Raw genomic sequence first — 14,834 nt, forward strand, 5'->3', positions numbered from 1 at the left:
CCTTACGGGCCCAGAACCAGAACCGTCACAAAGACGGACCGGACAGGGAGATGACGCATGGCCTCTGACACACAGGGCAATCGCCCGCTCAGCGAAGAAGAACTACAGGAACTGGTCGCCTCCTCTGATGCGGGCGCGCGCGATCCGGCTGGCAATGTCGGGCTGTTCCTCGCCATCGTGGCGGTGATCTGGTCGGTGTTTCAGGTCATTCTGGCCTCGCCTCTATCCAACTATATCCTGCCGGGCAGCGTGGTGAACAACTCGCGCCAGATTCATCTGGCCTTTGCCATGTTCCTGGCCTTTTCCGCCTATCCGGCGCTGAAATCCAGCCCGCGCAATTACATCCCGATCCAGGACTGGATCATGGGCCTCGCCGGGTCGTTCCTCGCGCTTTACGGTTATTTCTTCTACAACAAGATCGTCGATGCGGGCGGTCTGGCGGATGATACCGACAAGTGGTTCGCGCTTGTTGGCCTGCTACTGCTGTTTGAGGCCGCGCGTCGCGCGCTTGGCCCGGCCATGGCGATCATCGCAACGATATTCCTTGCTTATGTGTTCTTCGGTTCGTCCGAATGGGTGCCCGAAGTCATCCGCTGGAAGGGCGCCAGCCTGCAAAAGGCGATGAGCCATATGTGGATCACCTCCGAAGGCGTGTTCGGCATCGCCCTAGGCGTCTCCACCAAATTCGTCTTCCTCTTTGTCCTGTTCGGCGCGCTTTTGGATAAGGCCGGGGCAGGGAACTACTTCATCAAGATGGCGTTCGGCGCGCTGGGTCACCTGCGCGGCGGTCCGGCCAAGGCTGCTGTTGTGGGCTCTGCCGCTACCGGCCTCATTTCCGGTTCTTCCATCGCCAACGTGGTCACCACCGGCACCTTCACCATTCCGCTGATGAAGCGGGTCGGCTTTTCCTCGGAAAAAGCTGGCGCGGTTGAGGTCGCCTCGTCCGTGAACGGTCAGATCATGCCGCCCGTGATGGGCGCGGCGGCCTTCCTGATGGTGGAATATGTCGGCATCTCCTATGTCGAAGTGATCACCCACGCCTTCCTGCCCGCCGCGATCTCCTACATCGCGCTGGTCTATATCGTGCATCTTGAGGCGGTGAAGCGGAACATGCCGACGCTGGGCAACCGCGTCGTTTCGATGGGTCGGACCATCGGCGGCATGGCCATCTTCTTCGTTGGCTTCGCGGCATTGTGTTACGGGGTGCAATACCCGATCAAGGCGATCATCGCAGTGATACCGGGGGCATCGGGCCTTGTGCTGTCAGCCCTTGTTGTCCTCGTCTATCTGCTGCTGCTGAAACTGGCAGCAGGGGTCAAGGACCTCGTCCCGGACGATCCCAACGCCAAAGAGGTCGAACTGCCGGTGATCGCCGAGATCTACAAGGCGGGGCTGTATTACCTGCTGCCGATCATCGTCTTGGTCTATTTCCTGATGATCGAACAGAAATCGCCGGGCCTGTCCGCGTTCTGGGCGACGACGCTGCTCTTTGCGATCCTGTTGACACAAAAGCCGCTCAAGTCGATCTTTCGCGGTGAAAACAGAACCGCCAACGCCTTCATGGATGGGGTCGTTGACCTGTGGCAGGGGCTGATCGACGGCGCGCGCAACATGATCGGCATCGCGCTCGCCACCGCCACTGCGGGCGTGATCGTGGGCACCGTGACGCTGACGGGTGTGGGGCAGGTAATGGCCGATCTGGTCGAGTTCCTGTCCGGCGGCAACCTGATCGCCATGCTGGCGCTGGTGGGGCTGCTCAGCCTGATCCTCGGGATGGGCCTGCCGACTACGGCGAACTATATCGTGGTCAGTTCGCTGATGGCCGGTGTGGTTGTGGAGCTGGGCGCGCAGGACGGGTTGATCGTGCCGCTGATCGCGGTGCATCTCTTCGTGTTCTACTTCGGCATCATGGCCGACGTGACGCCCCCCGTCGGACTGGCGAGCTTTGCTGCTGCCGCCGTTTCGGGTGGCGATGCGATCAAGACGGGGTTCACCGCATTCTTCTACAGCTTGCGGACCGTGGCGCTGCCTTTCGTGTTCATCTTCAACACTGATCTCTTGCTGATCGATGTGACCTGGATGCAGGGAATATTGGTCGCGATATCCGCCACCATCGCGATCCTGATCTTCACCGCGGGCACCATGGGCTGGTTCCTGACCAAGAACCGCATCTATGAAAGCATCGCGCTGATCCTGATCGCCTTTGCCCTGTTCCGGCCCGATTTCTTCATGGACCGTATCTCGCCTCCGTATCAGTTGATCGAACCGGCGGGTCTGGTCGACGCGGTCGGGTCCGCGCCTGCGGGCAGCGAGATGCGGATGACGGTCGAAGGGCCCGATTTCGACACTGGCGAGATGAAGGAAACCACGCTGCAGCTCACCATCGGCGCGGAAGAGGGCGGTCAGGCCCGCGTTGACGCGCTTGGCCTGATGCTGCTGCCCGAAGATGGCATCGTGAAGCTGGACGAGCCGCTCTTTGGCACGCCTGTCGCCGATGATCTGGACGAGTTCGATTTCTATGCGGATGATCCTGTCCGCGTGATGACCGTCCTGGCGCCGCAGAGCCAGCCAGCGAAAGAGCTGGTCTTCATCCCCGCGCTGCTCCTGCTTGGCCTGATCGCCTTCCTGCAGCGCGGCCGTGCCGCAAGACAAACAGAGGTGATCGCATGACCCGTTCCGTTCTTTGTGCCGTCGATGCTGGAAAGCCCGAAAGCGACGCCGAAGTGCTGCGTCAGGCAGCGCGCCTTGCTGATCTGGATGCTGCGCAGCTGGATGTTGTCACCGTGCTGCCGGATTTCGGCGAATCCTTTGTCTCGCAGTTCTTTGAGCCGCAGCATCACGAGCATGCCATCCAACAGGCGCAGCAGGCGCTGGAGGCTCTGGGCAAGTCGGTGCTGGGCGAGGAGCGCAATGCCAAGGTCCGACATGTGGTGGCGACCGGCTCGGCCTATCAAGAGATCCTGAGAACCGCCGAAAGCGCGGGCAGCGATCTGATCGTGATCGGCGCGCATCGACCTGATCTGAAGGATTATCTGCTGGGCCCCAATGCCGCACGCGTGGTGCGCCATTCGACGGTATCGGTCTACGTCGTCCGCTAAGCCAGGACCTTATCCTCACAAGGCCCCGGACCTTGTCCGGGGCTTTTGCGTGATCGCCGCCTAGATCACGGCAGTCAGGCATGCGATACCACAACCCCTGTCCCACGTCCTTGAGACGCTGAAGGCCCAATGGGTACCGTTCGCACCTGCCGCCCGGGTGGTTTCGCGCTTTATCCAAACGCAAAGGGCGAGGCGGCGATCGGTGATCTTGCGCCGGATGGGCTGAAGTAACGGCTCAGCTTTCCGCCACGAGGTTCTCGGTCGACAGATCGTCGAGCTTTGGCATCAGCTCCAGCAACTCGCGCGCGTACTCTGTTTGCGGATTGGCAAACAGATCATCGGTCTGCTGGATTTCTGCGATCTTGCCCCCCTTCATCACCGCCACGCGGTCGCACATCTGACGCACCACCGGCAAGTCATGCGAGATGAACAGCATGGTCAGGCCCAGATGTTCCTGCAGGTCCTTCAGGATATTGAGTATCTGCGCCTGAATCGAGACATCGAGCGCGCTGGTCGGTTCATCACAGATCAGGAAGCGCGGCTGTGTCGCCAAGGCCCGCGCGATCGAGATGCGCTGCCGCTGCCCGCCCGAGAATTCATGCGGGTATTTCACCGCCGCCTCGGCGCCAAGGCCGACCTGATCCAGCAACTCGCGCACCCGCTTGTCGATGGCGCTGCCTTCCAGCAGGCGGTGATGGCGGATCGGTTCGGCCACGATATCATCCACCCGCATGCGCGGGTTGAGCGATGAATAGGGGTCCTGGAAGATCATCTGGATTTCCTGGCGATAGGCGTTCAGCGCCGCCTTATCGCTCAGGTCGCTGACCACCTGACCATCAAAGGTGATGCGGCCTTCATCCACGTCGTAGAGCCCGGCGATCATCCGCGCGACCGTGGACTTTCCGGACCCGGATTCGCCCACCACACCAAAGACCTCGCCCGGTTTGATGTCGAAACTCACCGAATCCACCGCCGTGAAATACTCCCGGTCCCAGGGCAGCAGACCCTTGCGCAGCAGAAACCGCTTGGTAATGCCCTCGATCTTGAACAGCGGTTTCGACATGTCATTGTCGGTCTTGGGCCAGTTACGCGCCAGATCCTCGATGGCGAAGCGGGTTTCGCGCCCGCCATAGCTGATCTGCGGAAAGCGGTGCAACTTGAGCGTCGGGCGCGGCACAGCGGCGATGAGTGACTTGGTATAGGGGTGTTGCGGATTGCCCATGATCTCATGCGTGGGCCCGCTTTCGACCGGCTCGCCATCATACATCACGGTAACCAGATCAGTGGTCTCGGCAATCACGCCCATGTCATGGGTCACCAGGATCACGCCAACCTGACGTTCGCGCGCCAGCTCCTTGATCAGGTCAAGGATTTGCGCCTGCACCGCCACATCCAGCGCGGTGGTCGGCTCATCGGCGATGATGACATCCGGGTCTGAACAGAGCGCCAGCGCAATGACTACCCGCTGCCGCATACCGCCGGAAAACTGATGCGGATACTGGTTCAGCCGCGTATCGGGATCGGGGATGCCGACCCGGTCGATCAGGCCGCGGGCGCGTTTGGTGGCCTCAGCCTCGGAGATATCGTGATGGGCCAGAATGGTCTCGACCAGTTGCTCCTTGACGGTAAAGAGCGGGTTCAGCGAGGTCAGCGGGTCCTGAAAGATCATCGAGATGCTACGCCCGCGCAGTTTGCGCATGGCCTCGTCATCCAAGCCGCTGATCTGGTCGCCCTTGAAGCTGATCACGCCAGCGGTGATATGGCCGGGCCGTTCCAGCAGCCCCAGCACCGCCGCGCCGATGGTGGATTTACCGGCTCCGGACTCGCCCACAAGCCCGTGGATCTGGCCGGGCTCAACGACCAGCGAGGCATGGTTCACCGCCCGGAATATCTTGCGCCGGGTCGGGAATTCGACGGTCAGGTCTTTGATATCAAGTAAGGTCATCGCAGCTTTGGATTCAGGGCGTCGCGCAGCCAGTCGCCCAGCAGGTTGACGGAAAGGGCAAGGGCCAGAAGGGTGACGGCGGGGAAGAACAGGATCCACCATTCGCCGGAGAACAGGAAGCCCTGGCCGATGCGGATCAGCGTTCCCAGCGAGGGCTGAGTGGGCGGCGCGCCGACCCCGAGGAAGCTGAGCGTTGCCTCGGCGATGATGGCCAGCGCCAGCGAGATGGTCGAGATCACCAGCACCGGTGACAGCACGTTGGGCAGGATATGGCGGAACATAATCGGGAAATATCCACGCCCGATAAGTCGGGCGGCCTGCACGTATTCCTTGTTCTTCTCGACAAGTGCGGCCCCGCGCACCACGCGGGCGAACTGCACCCAGTCCGACAGGGCAATGGCCACGATCAACACCCAGATTGCCATCTGGTTGCGGTATTCCGGCGGGGTGAAGCCCTTGGCAATGCCAAAGATCAGCATGGCGACCAGAATGGCTGGAAAGGTCAGCTGCACATCCGCGACCCGCATGATCAGCGTCTCGACCCAGCCGCCGACATAAGCGGCAACAAGGCCCAGGATCACGCCGATGATCATCGCCAGCAATACCGCCGAGATGCCCACAAAAAGCGAGATCCGCATGCCGTAAAGGATGGTCGAGAATACATCTCGCCCCTGATCATCAGTACCCAGCAGGAAGGTATCCTGCGTGAACGCGTTGGGCTGACCCGGTGGGGTGAACCCGTTCATCAGGTTCAGCGTGGCCGGATCAAACGGGTTATGCGGCGCGATCCAGGGCGCAAAAAGTGCTGCCAGAAACAGCACCAGCACCACCAGAAGCGCCACGATGGCCACCGGCGAATGGCGGAACGCATAGGCAAAGTCGCTGTCCCACATCTGAGCCAGGCGCGAAGGCTGGGATGGGGCAGGGGCGGGTTTTTGGGTCAAGTCGCTCATGCGGTCCTCCCGTCGATGCGCAGGCGCGGATCGATGGCGTAATAAAGCAAATCAACGATCAGATTGATCGAGACGAACATCACCGAAATCAGCATCAGATAGGCGGCCATCACCGGGATATCCACGAACTGGATCGCGTTGATGAACAACAGGCCCACGCCGGGCCACTGAAACACCGTCTCGGTAATGATGGCAAAGGCGATGATCGAACCCAGCTGCAACCCCGTCACCGTGATCACGGGCACCAGCGTGTTCTTCAGCGCGTGGCGGAAATTAATGACCCGGTCGGTCAGCCCCCTTGCGCGGGCAAAGCGGACATAGTCGGCGCGCAGCACCTCAAGCATCTCGGAACGCACCAACCGCATGATCAGCGTCATTTGGTAGAGGCCCAGCGTGATCGCAGGTAATATCAGCGCCTTGAGGCCGGAGGCGGTCAGAAACCCGGTGGACCAGTTGCCGATTTTCACCGTCTCGCCACGTCCGAAACTGGGTAGCAGGTCCAGTTCGACCGAGAAGATATAGATCAATAATATGCCTATCAGGAAGGTGGGCAGCGAAACTCCGATCAAACTCACCGTCATGATGGCATTTGCGGCAAAGCCTTGTCGTCGGATCGCGGTAAAGACGCCCAGGGCGATGCCCAGCGTGATCGCCAGAAACCCCGAAACAGCGGCCAGTTCCAGCGTGGCGGGCGCGCGCTCGGCGATGATGGTCGAAACCGGGCGGCCCTGCCGGTAGGAGACGCCGAAATTGCCCTCGACCGCGCCTTGCAGGAACTTGAAATATTGCACCGGAAACGGCTTATCCAGCCCCAGATCGCTACGCAGCCGCTCGATATCGGCCTGGGTGCGTTCCTGGCCCAGCATGTTGTCGATCGGGTCGCCGACAAAACGGAACATCGAAAACGCGACCAGCCCCACCACAAGCAGAACGATCACGGACTGAAACACCCGCCGGATGATATAGGCTAGCATTCTGTCTCCCTTTAATCCGGTTTCTTGCGACGAGCCCGGTTTGCCGTCGGACGATCTGTGCCGTCTTTGCTACCCTTTGGTGATAGTGCACTTTGCCGGGACCCACCAGAGCTAGATCCCGGCTTTTCGGTTGGCGTCGGGTCAGTTCACGTTCACCCAGCGCAGGATAAAGAAGTTGTCGGGCCGCTGAGTCAGCGCGACATTGTTGCGGGTGCCCCAGACCAAGGGCTGCACGTAAAGCGGCACATAGGTCTGTTCGTCCTGAATGATCTGCGTCGCCTCATCCAGCATGGCCTGGCGGTTGCCTGCATCCAGCTCGGACTGGATCAGCGGCAGCAATTCATCGACCCGCGCATTCGAAAAACCGCCGAAATTCCAGCTACCAAGCTTCTTGTCGGGGTTTGGCGTGGTCACCAGGAACCGGATCGGGTGTTCTGCATCAAAGGTGCCCGGGCTCCAGCCCAGCAGGTACATGTCGTAATTGTCCTCGCGCAGTTCCGGCCAGTAATTGCGCACCGGCATCGCGTCCAACTCGGCCTTGATGCCGATCTGGGCCAGCATGCTGACCACCGCCTGACAGACGGCCTCGTCATTCAGGTAGCGGTCATTGGGGCATTTCAGCCCGAAGGAGAACCCGTCCGCATAGCCAGCCTCATCCAGCAGCGCCTTGGCCTTGTCCACGTCAAAGGCGGGACGGTCGGCATGGGCGGTGGAGTATCCGCTCATCGCCGGGCTGACCAGTTGCGAGGCTTCTTCGGCATTGCCGCGCATGATTGTGGCGAGGATGGCAGGCACATTGATGGCATGCGCTACAGCCTGCCGCACGCGCACGTCTTTGAAGGGGTTCGGCTGGCCCGCATCGGCGCCATATTTCAGCGCCTCGGCCTCATGCGGAAAGCCCAGCATGATCACCCGCGCCTCAATGCCCTGAATGATCTCGACCTCATCGCTTTCCTTCAGCCGCGCGGCATCCTGAATGGGCACCGGGTTGATCATATCCACATCACCCGACAGGAGTGCGGCCACCGCAGTTGCGGGGTTCTGGATCGGCGTGAATTCGGCCTGGGTGATGTTATGCGTCGCGTCATCCCACCAGCCGTCGAACGGCTCCAGCACTGTGCGCAGGCCGGGCTCGCGCGCGGTGACCTTGAAGGCGCCAGTGCCATTGGCGTTCAGCGTCGCATAATTGCCGTTGTCCTTGTCGGGCAGGGTGGCCGCGTTCGCCTCGGCCCAGCCGCTATCCATGATCATCCAGTTGGCGATCGAGCCCGGAAAGATCGGGTTCGGGCCGTGGGTCAGCACATCTATGGTGTAGTCATCGACGATCTTCACCTCTTTGACCGGAGCGAACCAGCTATTGGTATCGGCCACTTCATTGGACGCGCGCTCGTAAGAAAACAGCACATCTTCGGCGGTGAAAGGGCTGCCATCGTGGAACGTGACGCCCTTGCGCAGATTGAAACGCCAGCCTTCGCCATCGCCGATCGGTTCCCATGAAACTGCAAGCGCCGGTTCGACCATCATATCCTGATCGCGCCGCACCAGCCCCTCATAGACATTATTGAGAAAACCCAGCACCGGGGCCGAGTTGACCGCGTGCGGGTCCAGCGTCTGCGGATCGGTCGTCGAGGCCCATTTGAAATCGGCGGCCTGCGCGGCACTCGCAGCCAACAGGACCAGTCCGATGGCGGATGATCTGAGGAACATGGTGGAAACTCCCTGATGGTATCGCAAACATGTTTGAGGATTTGGCGGGCGGCGTAAAGGGCAAGAGACAGGTTCTTTCGGCAATCCGCGCGGGCCGGGCCGCGCCAGATGCGATCTTGGGCAGCGTTAAGAAAAGTTAAACCTTTGAACAGGCGGGCCAAAGGCTTGCCTCCCACCTTTTGGAGGTAAGCCGGGTTGCGGGGCATCCCGCGGAGCTGAAACAGGGAGTCGACTGATGCTGGACAAAAAAACCTACAATGCGCGTTTGCAGGACGTTTATGAGCGGGCCTGGCGTGATCCGGTGTTCTCACGGGAATTGCAGACCGATCCTCACAAGGCGCTGGCCGCGTATTTCGAGGGGATCTCGGTCGACTGCGAGGTCCGCGTGGTTCAGGACAGCATGGACACGAAATACCTGCATATACCCGCAGCACCCGCCCAGGGCGAGATTGATGAGCGCGATCTGGTGCAGGTGCAGGGCGGAACAACGCCGGTCTGCTTCGGCTACATCGTTACCACCGTCGCCATGGCCGTTGGCGTGACGGTCTATTCCACCATCGAGGGATGCTGATCACGGGGCTCATCAATCTCAGCAGCAGGAGAAGAAACATGCAGGGCGAAACTCTGATCGACGCGCGACTGGCGGAACTCCACCACCGTGCCAGAACCGACACCGACTTCCAGACGCAGTTGCAAAAGGACCCGCATGCTGTGCTGGAAGAGTATTTTGGCCCTATCGACAGGAATATCGAAATTCGGGTCGTGCAAGACACCGACCGGGTAAAACACCTGCATGTCAAGGCGCCGCCGCCGCAGAACGAAATCAGCGACCAGGACCTGTTGCAGGCGCAGGGCGGGACCTCTCCGGTCTGCATAGTCGGCGGGATCATTACGGCCCTATCCGCCGTGAGTGTGTCGGTCCAGACCATCGCCCAAGCGAGCTACATCGACTGAACATACCCGTGATGTTTGCAGGATGCGGCTCTTCAGTTGGACCGACCTAAACACCGAGTCCCAAGGCGAAAAATGGTCGGCACACATCGCCGCGCAGCACAGCAGAAACAGACTCAAAGAACGGAGCCTTCACTATGAACAGTCGTGCAAAACACCATGATCCGCTCGCCGAAATCCGCCAGCGCGCCCGCACGGAGCCCGAGTTTTCGCGCAGGCTGCACAGCGATCCGCACGCGGTGATTGAGCAATACATGGGCCAGACCGACAGCGAGGTCGAGATCAGGGTGGTACAGGACACCCCCGATACGCTCTACCTGCACCTCCCGTCACCGCCACCAGAAGGCGAGATAACCGATCAGGACCTGACATATGCACAGGGCGGCACGACAACGCTCTGCAGCGCTTTGATTGTCACGGTGATATCAGCGATCAGCGTTTCCGCCCATCAGACCACGGAGCCCTGAGGCGGGGTCGGCTCACAAAACCGCACTGAGAAAGGCCTGAGTTCGGGGCTGTTGCGGATTACCGAACAGCTCTTCTGGCGGGCCTTGTTCCAGAATACGGCCATCTGAGAGGAAACAGACCTTGTCGGCCACTTCGCGGGCGAACCCCATCTCGTGGGTGGCCATCACCATGGTCATGCCCTGCGCCTTGAGCTGGCGCAGAACGTCCAAAACCTCGCCCACCAGTTCCGGGTCCAGCGCCGAGGTGATCTCGTCAAACAGCATGATCTCGGGCTGCATGGCGAGCGCGCGGATGATGGCGACGCGCTGCTGCTGACCGCCCGAGAGCTGGTCTGGATAGTGCTGCATATGTTCGGACAGGCCGAAGCGCTGGAACAACGCAGTAATCTCGGGGCGCAGTTGATCGCGGGACAGGCGTTTGATCCGGCGCGGGGCCAGCATCACGTTTTCTTCCGCCGTCATATGCGGAAACAGGTTGAAGCTTTGAAAGACCAGCCCGATCCGCTGGCGGACCGGCTGGGGGTCAAGCTCGGGGTCCGAGATATCCTGCCCGTCCAACTCGATATAGCCGTCATCGATGGGATCCAGCAGGTTGATACAGCGTAGCAGGGTGGATTTGCCCGAGCCCGACGCACCGATCAGGCAGACCATGTCGCCCTCGCTGACCTCAAGATCAAGGCCGTCGATGACGGGTTTGTTGCCAAAGGATTTTTGCACATTGCGCAAGACCAGATGCGTCATCAGCTGCGGGCCCTGTTTTGCTTGGCGATCAGGTAATCAGCATAGCGTGTGGCCGGGATGGTCACGCAGAGAAAGATGATCGCGGCCACCACGTAAGGCGTGAAATTGGCCAGCAGCGATTTGAACACGCCCGCCTGGCGCAGGACTTCGACCGGGCCGATGAACGACAAGAGCGCTACATCCTTTTGCAGTGCGATGAACATGTTCATATTGGCGGGCACCACCCGGCGCAGGGCCTGGGGCAGGATGACAAAGCGCATCGTGTCAGATTTCGACATGCCCAGCGACAGAGCGGCGGCGCGTTGTGAGGCATGGATCGATTCAATGCCCGAGCGGTAGATTTCGGCCACATAAGCCGAATAGGTCAGGATCAGCGCCAGCGAGCCCCAGATATAGGGCGAATTCCACGGCCGTGGCAGGCCCAGCCCCGGCACGCCGAAACCGATCAGATAGACCACCAGCACAACCGGAACGCCCCGGAAGATATCGGTGTAGAGGATTGCAAACAGCCGCAGCGGATAGAAAGCCGGATTGCGCACATCGCGGCAGAGCGCGATCACCAGCGCCCAGACGGCAATCAGCGGCGCACACCAGGCAAAGATCGCCACATCCAGCAGAAAGGCCTGCAACAGCTTGGGAAAGGTTTTGAGAAAGACCTCACCATTGAAGAAGCTTTTCTGCACCGCCTCCCAGCCCGGGGCCAGCGGCACCAGCAGGATGATCGCACCAGCGACCAGAATCGTAGAAAGGGTGGCGATCACGATGCCGCGTTTGCGCGCGCGCGCCTCGTGGATTTCGCGCCGGGTTTTGCCCGGCGCTGTCAAGGGCACTGTCATGCCGCGCTCATTTGATGACGGGAACACCGGTATTCTGGGCCAGCCATTCATCCTCCAGCAGATCGAGCGTTCCGTCGCTGGACATTTCCGTCAGTGCCGCGTCGACGCATTCCTTCAGCGGGTTGTCTTTGGACATCAACATACCGAAGCGGTCGGGGTTTTCCGTGCGATCTGCCGGGAACTGACCCAGCAACACGCCATTGTCGAGCGTCACCGCCGACAGATAAAGCGCGGTTGGCAGGTCGAACAGGGCCGCGTCGATCTGGTTGGATTTCATCGCCTCGACCACATCGGCATTGTCATTGTAAAGCAGCGGATCGGAGTCCGGCCCGATGAGGTTCTGCAGCATCGGCACCGCCGTGGTGCTGGCCTGCGCGCCCCATTTCAGCGTCTTGAGCGAGGCCAGATCAGGTTTCGCACCACCTTCGACCACCGGTTTTGTGGTCAGAACCGCCATCGCAGCGGAGTAATAGGGGGAAGAGAAATCGACCACCTTCTCGCGATCCTCGGTGATCGAGAATTGCTGCAAATTGACGTCGAAATTCTTGGCACCCGGCTGGATTGCCTCGTCAAAACTGGTGCGCACCCAGTCTACCTGATCGGCCTTGAACCCCATCCGCTCGGCCACGGTATAGGCCACGGCCGCCTCGAACCCGCTTTGACTGCTGGGGTCATCCTCCAGCACCCAGGGGAAATAGGCCGGGTTGCCGGTGGCCACGGTCAGCACCCCGTCCTTCAGCGTCTTGCCGGTGGCGCAGGCGTTCTGGGCCAGCGCGGAACCGGCGCTCAGGGCGAGGATGGCAGTGAGGGTCATCAGGCGCATGTCGCATCTCCTTGGGTTGGGCGTGTCACTCGCTCTCGCGGATATCGAGCTCTTGCAGAGTATAGAAATCTCCGACGGGTGCACCATCTTCGGGGTCATAACTTGGGTCTTGGGGCAGACAGCCGGGCCCGCAAAGCAGCCGGGCGGTGCCCTCGACCCCGTCAATGAACCAGAACCGCCCGCCCGGTGTCGCCACATAGCCGTCCACGCCATCTTCCATATCGGCGACCACATCGGAGGAGGAGGGAATCTCACTATCCACCGCGAGATCATGGGCGGCATGGGTGTGGAAGCTCGCCAGCGGCTGAACATAGGTGCCGGGCGGATATTCGGGCCTGCAACTGTCGATGCCCCCACGTCTGGGGTCCGAGATGATCAACTGGCCGTCTAGGTCCTCGCCGATAAAGCCACAGAATTCGCGGTTTTCGGCAAAGGAGACGGCCTGCAATTCGCCTAACATCTCATAGGCAAGGTCGGTGACATCCACATATTGCGCCTCGGCACGATTGGGGCCGGTCAGGGCAAAACACAAAGCAAAAAGAAACAGGATCAGGGGCATAAAACACACGGTCGTCAAACGAAACGGGGCGCAGACGCGCCCCGCTTAATGGTCAGATGCAGCTTATTGCATCGTGAAGTATTTGATCTTCGGCGAATCCTCGGGTTCGACGATGGTGCCGACATTGGACTTCATGCCCCAGTTCAGCACCTGATGGTGGATCGGGATATAGAGCTGATCATCCTGCACAACCTGCCAGATTTCCGCGATCATCTTGTCGCGCTCTGGCAGGTTGGTTTCCGAGGCCAGCGCCACGATCTTCGCGTCCAGATCAGGGTTGGTGTAACGGGTGCCGTTCCACGAGCCGTATTTCTCACCCTTGGTGTGGGCCAGGAAGTTGAAGATGTATTCCGAATCGTAGGTCGGAACACCCCAGCCCAGCATGTAGAAATCCGTTTCCAGATTGTTGATCAGCGGGAAGTGCTGCGCCTTGGGTTTGGCATCGAGGTTCACGGTGATGCCGATCTGCGCCAGCATGCCGACGGCGGCCTGACAGATCGCTTCATCGTTGATGTAGCGGTCATTCGGGCAGTCGAGCTGGATCGAGAACCCGTCCGGGTAACCCGCCTCGGCCATCAGCGCCTTGGCACCCTCGATATCGGTGGTCGAGGAGCCGTCCATGCCCTCATCCCAGCCGTTGACAAACGGAGGCGCGATCATGCCTGCCGGGGCCGACTGGCCACGCATCACCACCTGCTGGATCGCATCGCGGTTGATCGCCTTGGACATGGCCTGACGCACGCGCACATCCGACAGCGGGTTCTTGCCGTCGACATTGTCATTGGCCAGATCCGCATCGCCCTGGTTCATCCCGAAAAAGATCACCCGGTTCTGCGGTGCGGTGCGCACATCCAGACCATCGGTGCCCGCGACCCGCTCAAGGTCCTGCACCGGCACGTCCTGGATGATGTCCACTTCACCCGACAAGAGCGCCGCAACACGGGTCGCGGGGTTCTGGATCGGGGTGTAGATGATCTCGGTCACTTCCAGCGGGAACTCATTCTTGCCCCAATAGTTCTCATTGGCGGCCAGAACGGTTTTCACGTCCGGCTCGCGGCTGACCAGCTTGTAGGGGCCGGTGCCATTGGCGTTCTTGGCCGCAAACGTGTCTTCGCCGCCTTCATAGTCCTGCACCTTGACGGCGTTGTTCGCCTCGGCCCAGCCTTTATCCATCATGAACATGTTGGTCAGGTTGTTTGGCATGATCGGGTTGGGACCATCGGTTTCGATCTCAACCGTATACTTGTCTGGCGCGCGCACCTCTTTCACCGAGGCCAGCAATTCCTTGTAATCGCTGTCCGGTGTCATCGCGCGGTTGAGCGAGAACACAACGTCTTCGCTGTCGAACTCGGCCCCGTCATGGAAGGTCACGCCTTCGCGCAGCTTGAACACCCAGACGTTGGGGTTGTCTTCGGACGGTCCCCATTCGGTGGCCAGCGAGGGCACAAGCGCGCCCGAGTGGTCGCGCATCACCAGCGTTTCCATGATCTGGTGCGCCAGGGCCGAGGTCGGCCCTTCGTTCTGAGCATGCGGGTCCAGCGTCAGCGAGTCGCCCGCGCGCGCCCAGCGCAGTGTTTCAGCCGAGGCCGCGCCGACCATCAGGGCGGTGGCGCTTGCCGCAAGCATGAGATGTCTGAGTTTCATGTAGTTTCTCCCATTATCGTTGTTCGACCGGTTTTCCGGCCTGAACGCCCCGGCGCAGGACCGGGTGTCATGCAGGGTATCATCCAAATCGGCGCGAAGGTTGCAACGGGTGTTCTTGGATTTTCTGCAAATTTCG

14 protein-coding genes are annotated in these 14,834 nt (G+C 60.5%); 5 read left to right on the top strand and 9 right to left on the bottom strand.

Going from position 1 to position 14,834, the window contains the following annotated elements; genetic code table 11:
- Positions 1–57: 57 nt before the first annotated feature.
- The gene (locus tag AB1E34_RS19045) at positions 58–2,670 is read left to right on the top strand and encodes a TRAP transporter permease (RefSeq protein WP_372573900.1); all 2,613 of its coding nucleotides are present in this window, start codon (positions 58–60) and stop codon (positions 2,668–2,670) included.
- On the top strand, positions 2,667–3,098 hold the full coding sequence (locus tag AB1E34_RS19050) for a universal stress protein (protein WP_372573901.1): 432 nt from the start codon (positions 2,667–2,669) through the stop codon (positions 3,096–3,098). Before AB1E34_RS19045 ends, AB1E34_RS19050 begins: the two co-directional genes overlap by 4 nt.
- 235 nt (positions 3,099–3,333) lie before the next feature.
- Here the strand turns inward: AB1E34_RS19050 and AB1E34_RS19055 are convergent, their stop codons facing one another.
- The 4 genes from AB1E34_RS19055 to AB1E34_RS19070 form a co-directional block, all read right to left on the bottom strand.
- Entirely contained in the window at positions 3,334–5,043 is a 1,710-nt protein-coding gene (locus AB1E34_RS19055) for a dipeptide ABC transporter ATP-binding protein (RefSeq protein WP_372573902.1), read from the bottom strand.
- Positions 5,040–5,996 carry an ABC transporter permease gene (locus AB1E34_RS19060; protein ID WP_372573903.1) on the bottom strand — a complete coding sequence of 319 codons (957 nt, stop codon included), beginning with the start codon at positions 5,994–5,996 and terminating at the stop codon, positions 5,040–5,042. Before AB1E34_RS19060 ends, AB1E34_RS19055 begins: the two co-directional genes overlap by 4 nt.
- Positions 5,993–6,970: an ABC transporter permease gene (locus AB1E34_RS19065; protein ID WP_372573904.1), complete on the bottom strand. Its 978-nt coding sequence runs from the start codon at positions 6,968–6,970 to the stop codon at positions 5,993–5,995. The genes AB1E34_RS19060 and AB1E34_RS19065 overlap by 4 nt, the downstream gene beginning before the upstream one ends.
- Positions 6,971–7,111: 141 nt before the next feature.
- Positions 7,112–8,677, bottom strand: a complete 1,566-nt coding sequence (locus AB1E34_RS19070; RefSeq protein ID WP_372573905.1) for an ABC transporter substrate-binding protein — start codon at positions 8,675–8,677, stop codon at positions 7,112–7,114.
- A gap of 235 nt (positions 8,678–8,912) precedes the next feature.
- On the opposite strand from AB1E34_RS19070, the gene AB1E34_RS19075 reads away from it, so the two are divergent.
- The 3 genes from AB1E34_RS19075 to AB1E34_RS19085 all read left to right on the top strand — a co-directional run bounded on the left by AB1E34_RS19075 (position 8,913) and on the right by AB1E34_RS19085 (position 10,095).
- Positions 8,913–9,248 carry a hypothetical protein gene (locus AB1E34_RS19075; RefSeq protein ID WP_372573906.1) on the top strand — a complete coding sequence of 112 codons (336 nt, stop codon included), beginning with the start codon at positions 8,913–8,915 and terminating at the stop codon, positions 9,246–9,248.
- A gap of 38 nt (positions 9,249–9,286) precedes the next feature.
- Entirely contained in the window at positions 9,287–9,631 is a 345-nt protein-coding gene (locus AB1E34_RS19080; RefSeq protein WP_372573907.1) for a hypothetical protein, read from the top strand.
- Positions 9,632–9,765: 134 nt separating this feature from the next.
- Complete coding sequence (locus tag AB1E34_RS19085; RefSeq protein ID WP_372573908.1) at positions 9,766–10,095, top strand: hypothetical protein; 330 nt, start codon at positions 9,766–9,768, stop codon at positions 10,093–10,095.
- 12 nt (positions 10,096–10,107) lie between these two features.
- On the opposite strand, the gene AB1E34_RS19090 is transcribed toward AB1E34_RS19085, so the two are convergent.
- From AB1E34_RS19090 to AB1E34_RS19110, 5 genes are all read right to left on the bottom strand, one after another.
- Entirely contained in the window at positions 10,108–10,836 is a 729-nt protein-coding gene (locus tag AB1E34_RS19090) for an amino acid ABC transporter ATP-binding protein (protein ID WP_372573909.1), read from the bottom strand.
- Entirely contained in the window at positions 10,836–11,672 is an 837-nt protein-coding gene (locus AB1E34_RS19095; RefSeq protein ID WP_372573910.1) for an amino acid ABC transporter permease, read from the bottom strand. Before AB1E34_RS19095 ends, AB1E34_RS19090 begins: the two co-directional genes overlap by 1 nt.
- A gap of 7 nt (positions 11,673–11,679) precedes the next feature.
- Positions 11,680–12,495 carry an ABC transporter substrate-binding protein gene (locus tag AB1E34_RS19100; RefSeq protein ID WP_372573911.1) on the bottom strand — a complete coding sequence of 272 codons (816 nt, stop codon included), beginning with the start codon at positions 12,493–12,495 and terminating at the stop codon, positions 11,680–11,682.
- A 25-nt stretch (positions 12,496–12,520) separates the two neighbouring features.
- On the bottom strand, positions 12,521–13,054 hold the full coding sequence (locus tag AB1E34_RS19105) for a DUF4329 domain-containing protein (protein WP_372573912.1): 534 nt from the start codon (positions 13,052–13,054) through the stop codon (positions 12,521–12,523).
- Positions 13,055–13,117: 63 nt separating this feature from the next.
- Positions 13,118–14,698, bottom strand: a complete 1,581-nt coding sequence (locus AB1E34_RS19110) for an ABC transporter substrate-binding protein (RefSeq protein ID WP_372573913.1) — start codon at positions 14,696–14,698, stop codon at positions 13,118–13,120.
- Positions 14,699–14,834 lie beyond the last annotated feature (136 nt).

It is taken from the genome of Ruegeria jejuensis (assembly GCF_041537905.1).
GTDB lineage: Bacteria > Pseudomonadota > Alphaproteobacteria > Rhodobacterales > Rhodobacteraceae > Ruegeria_C.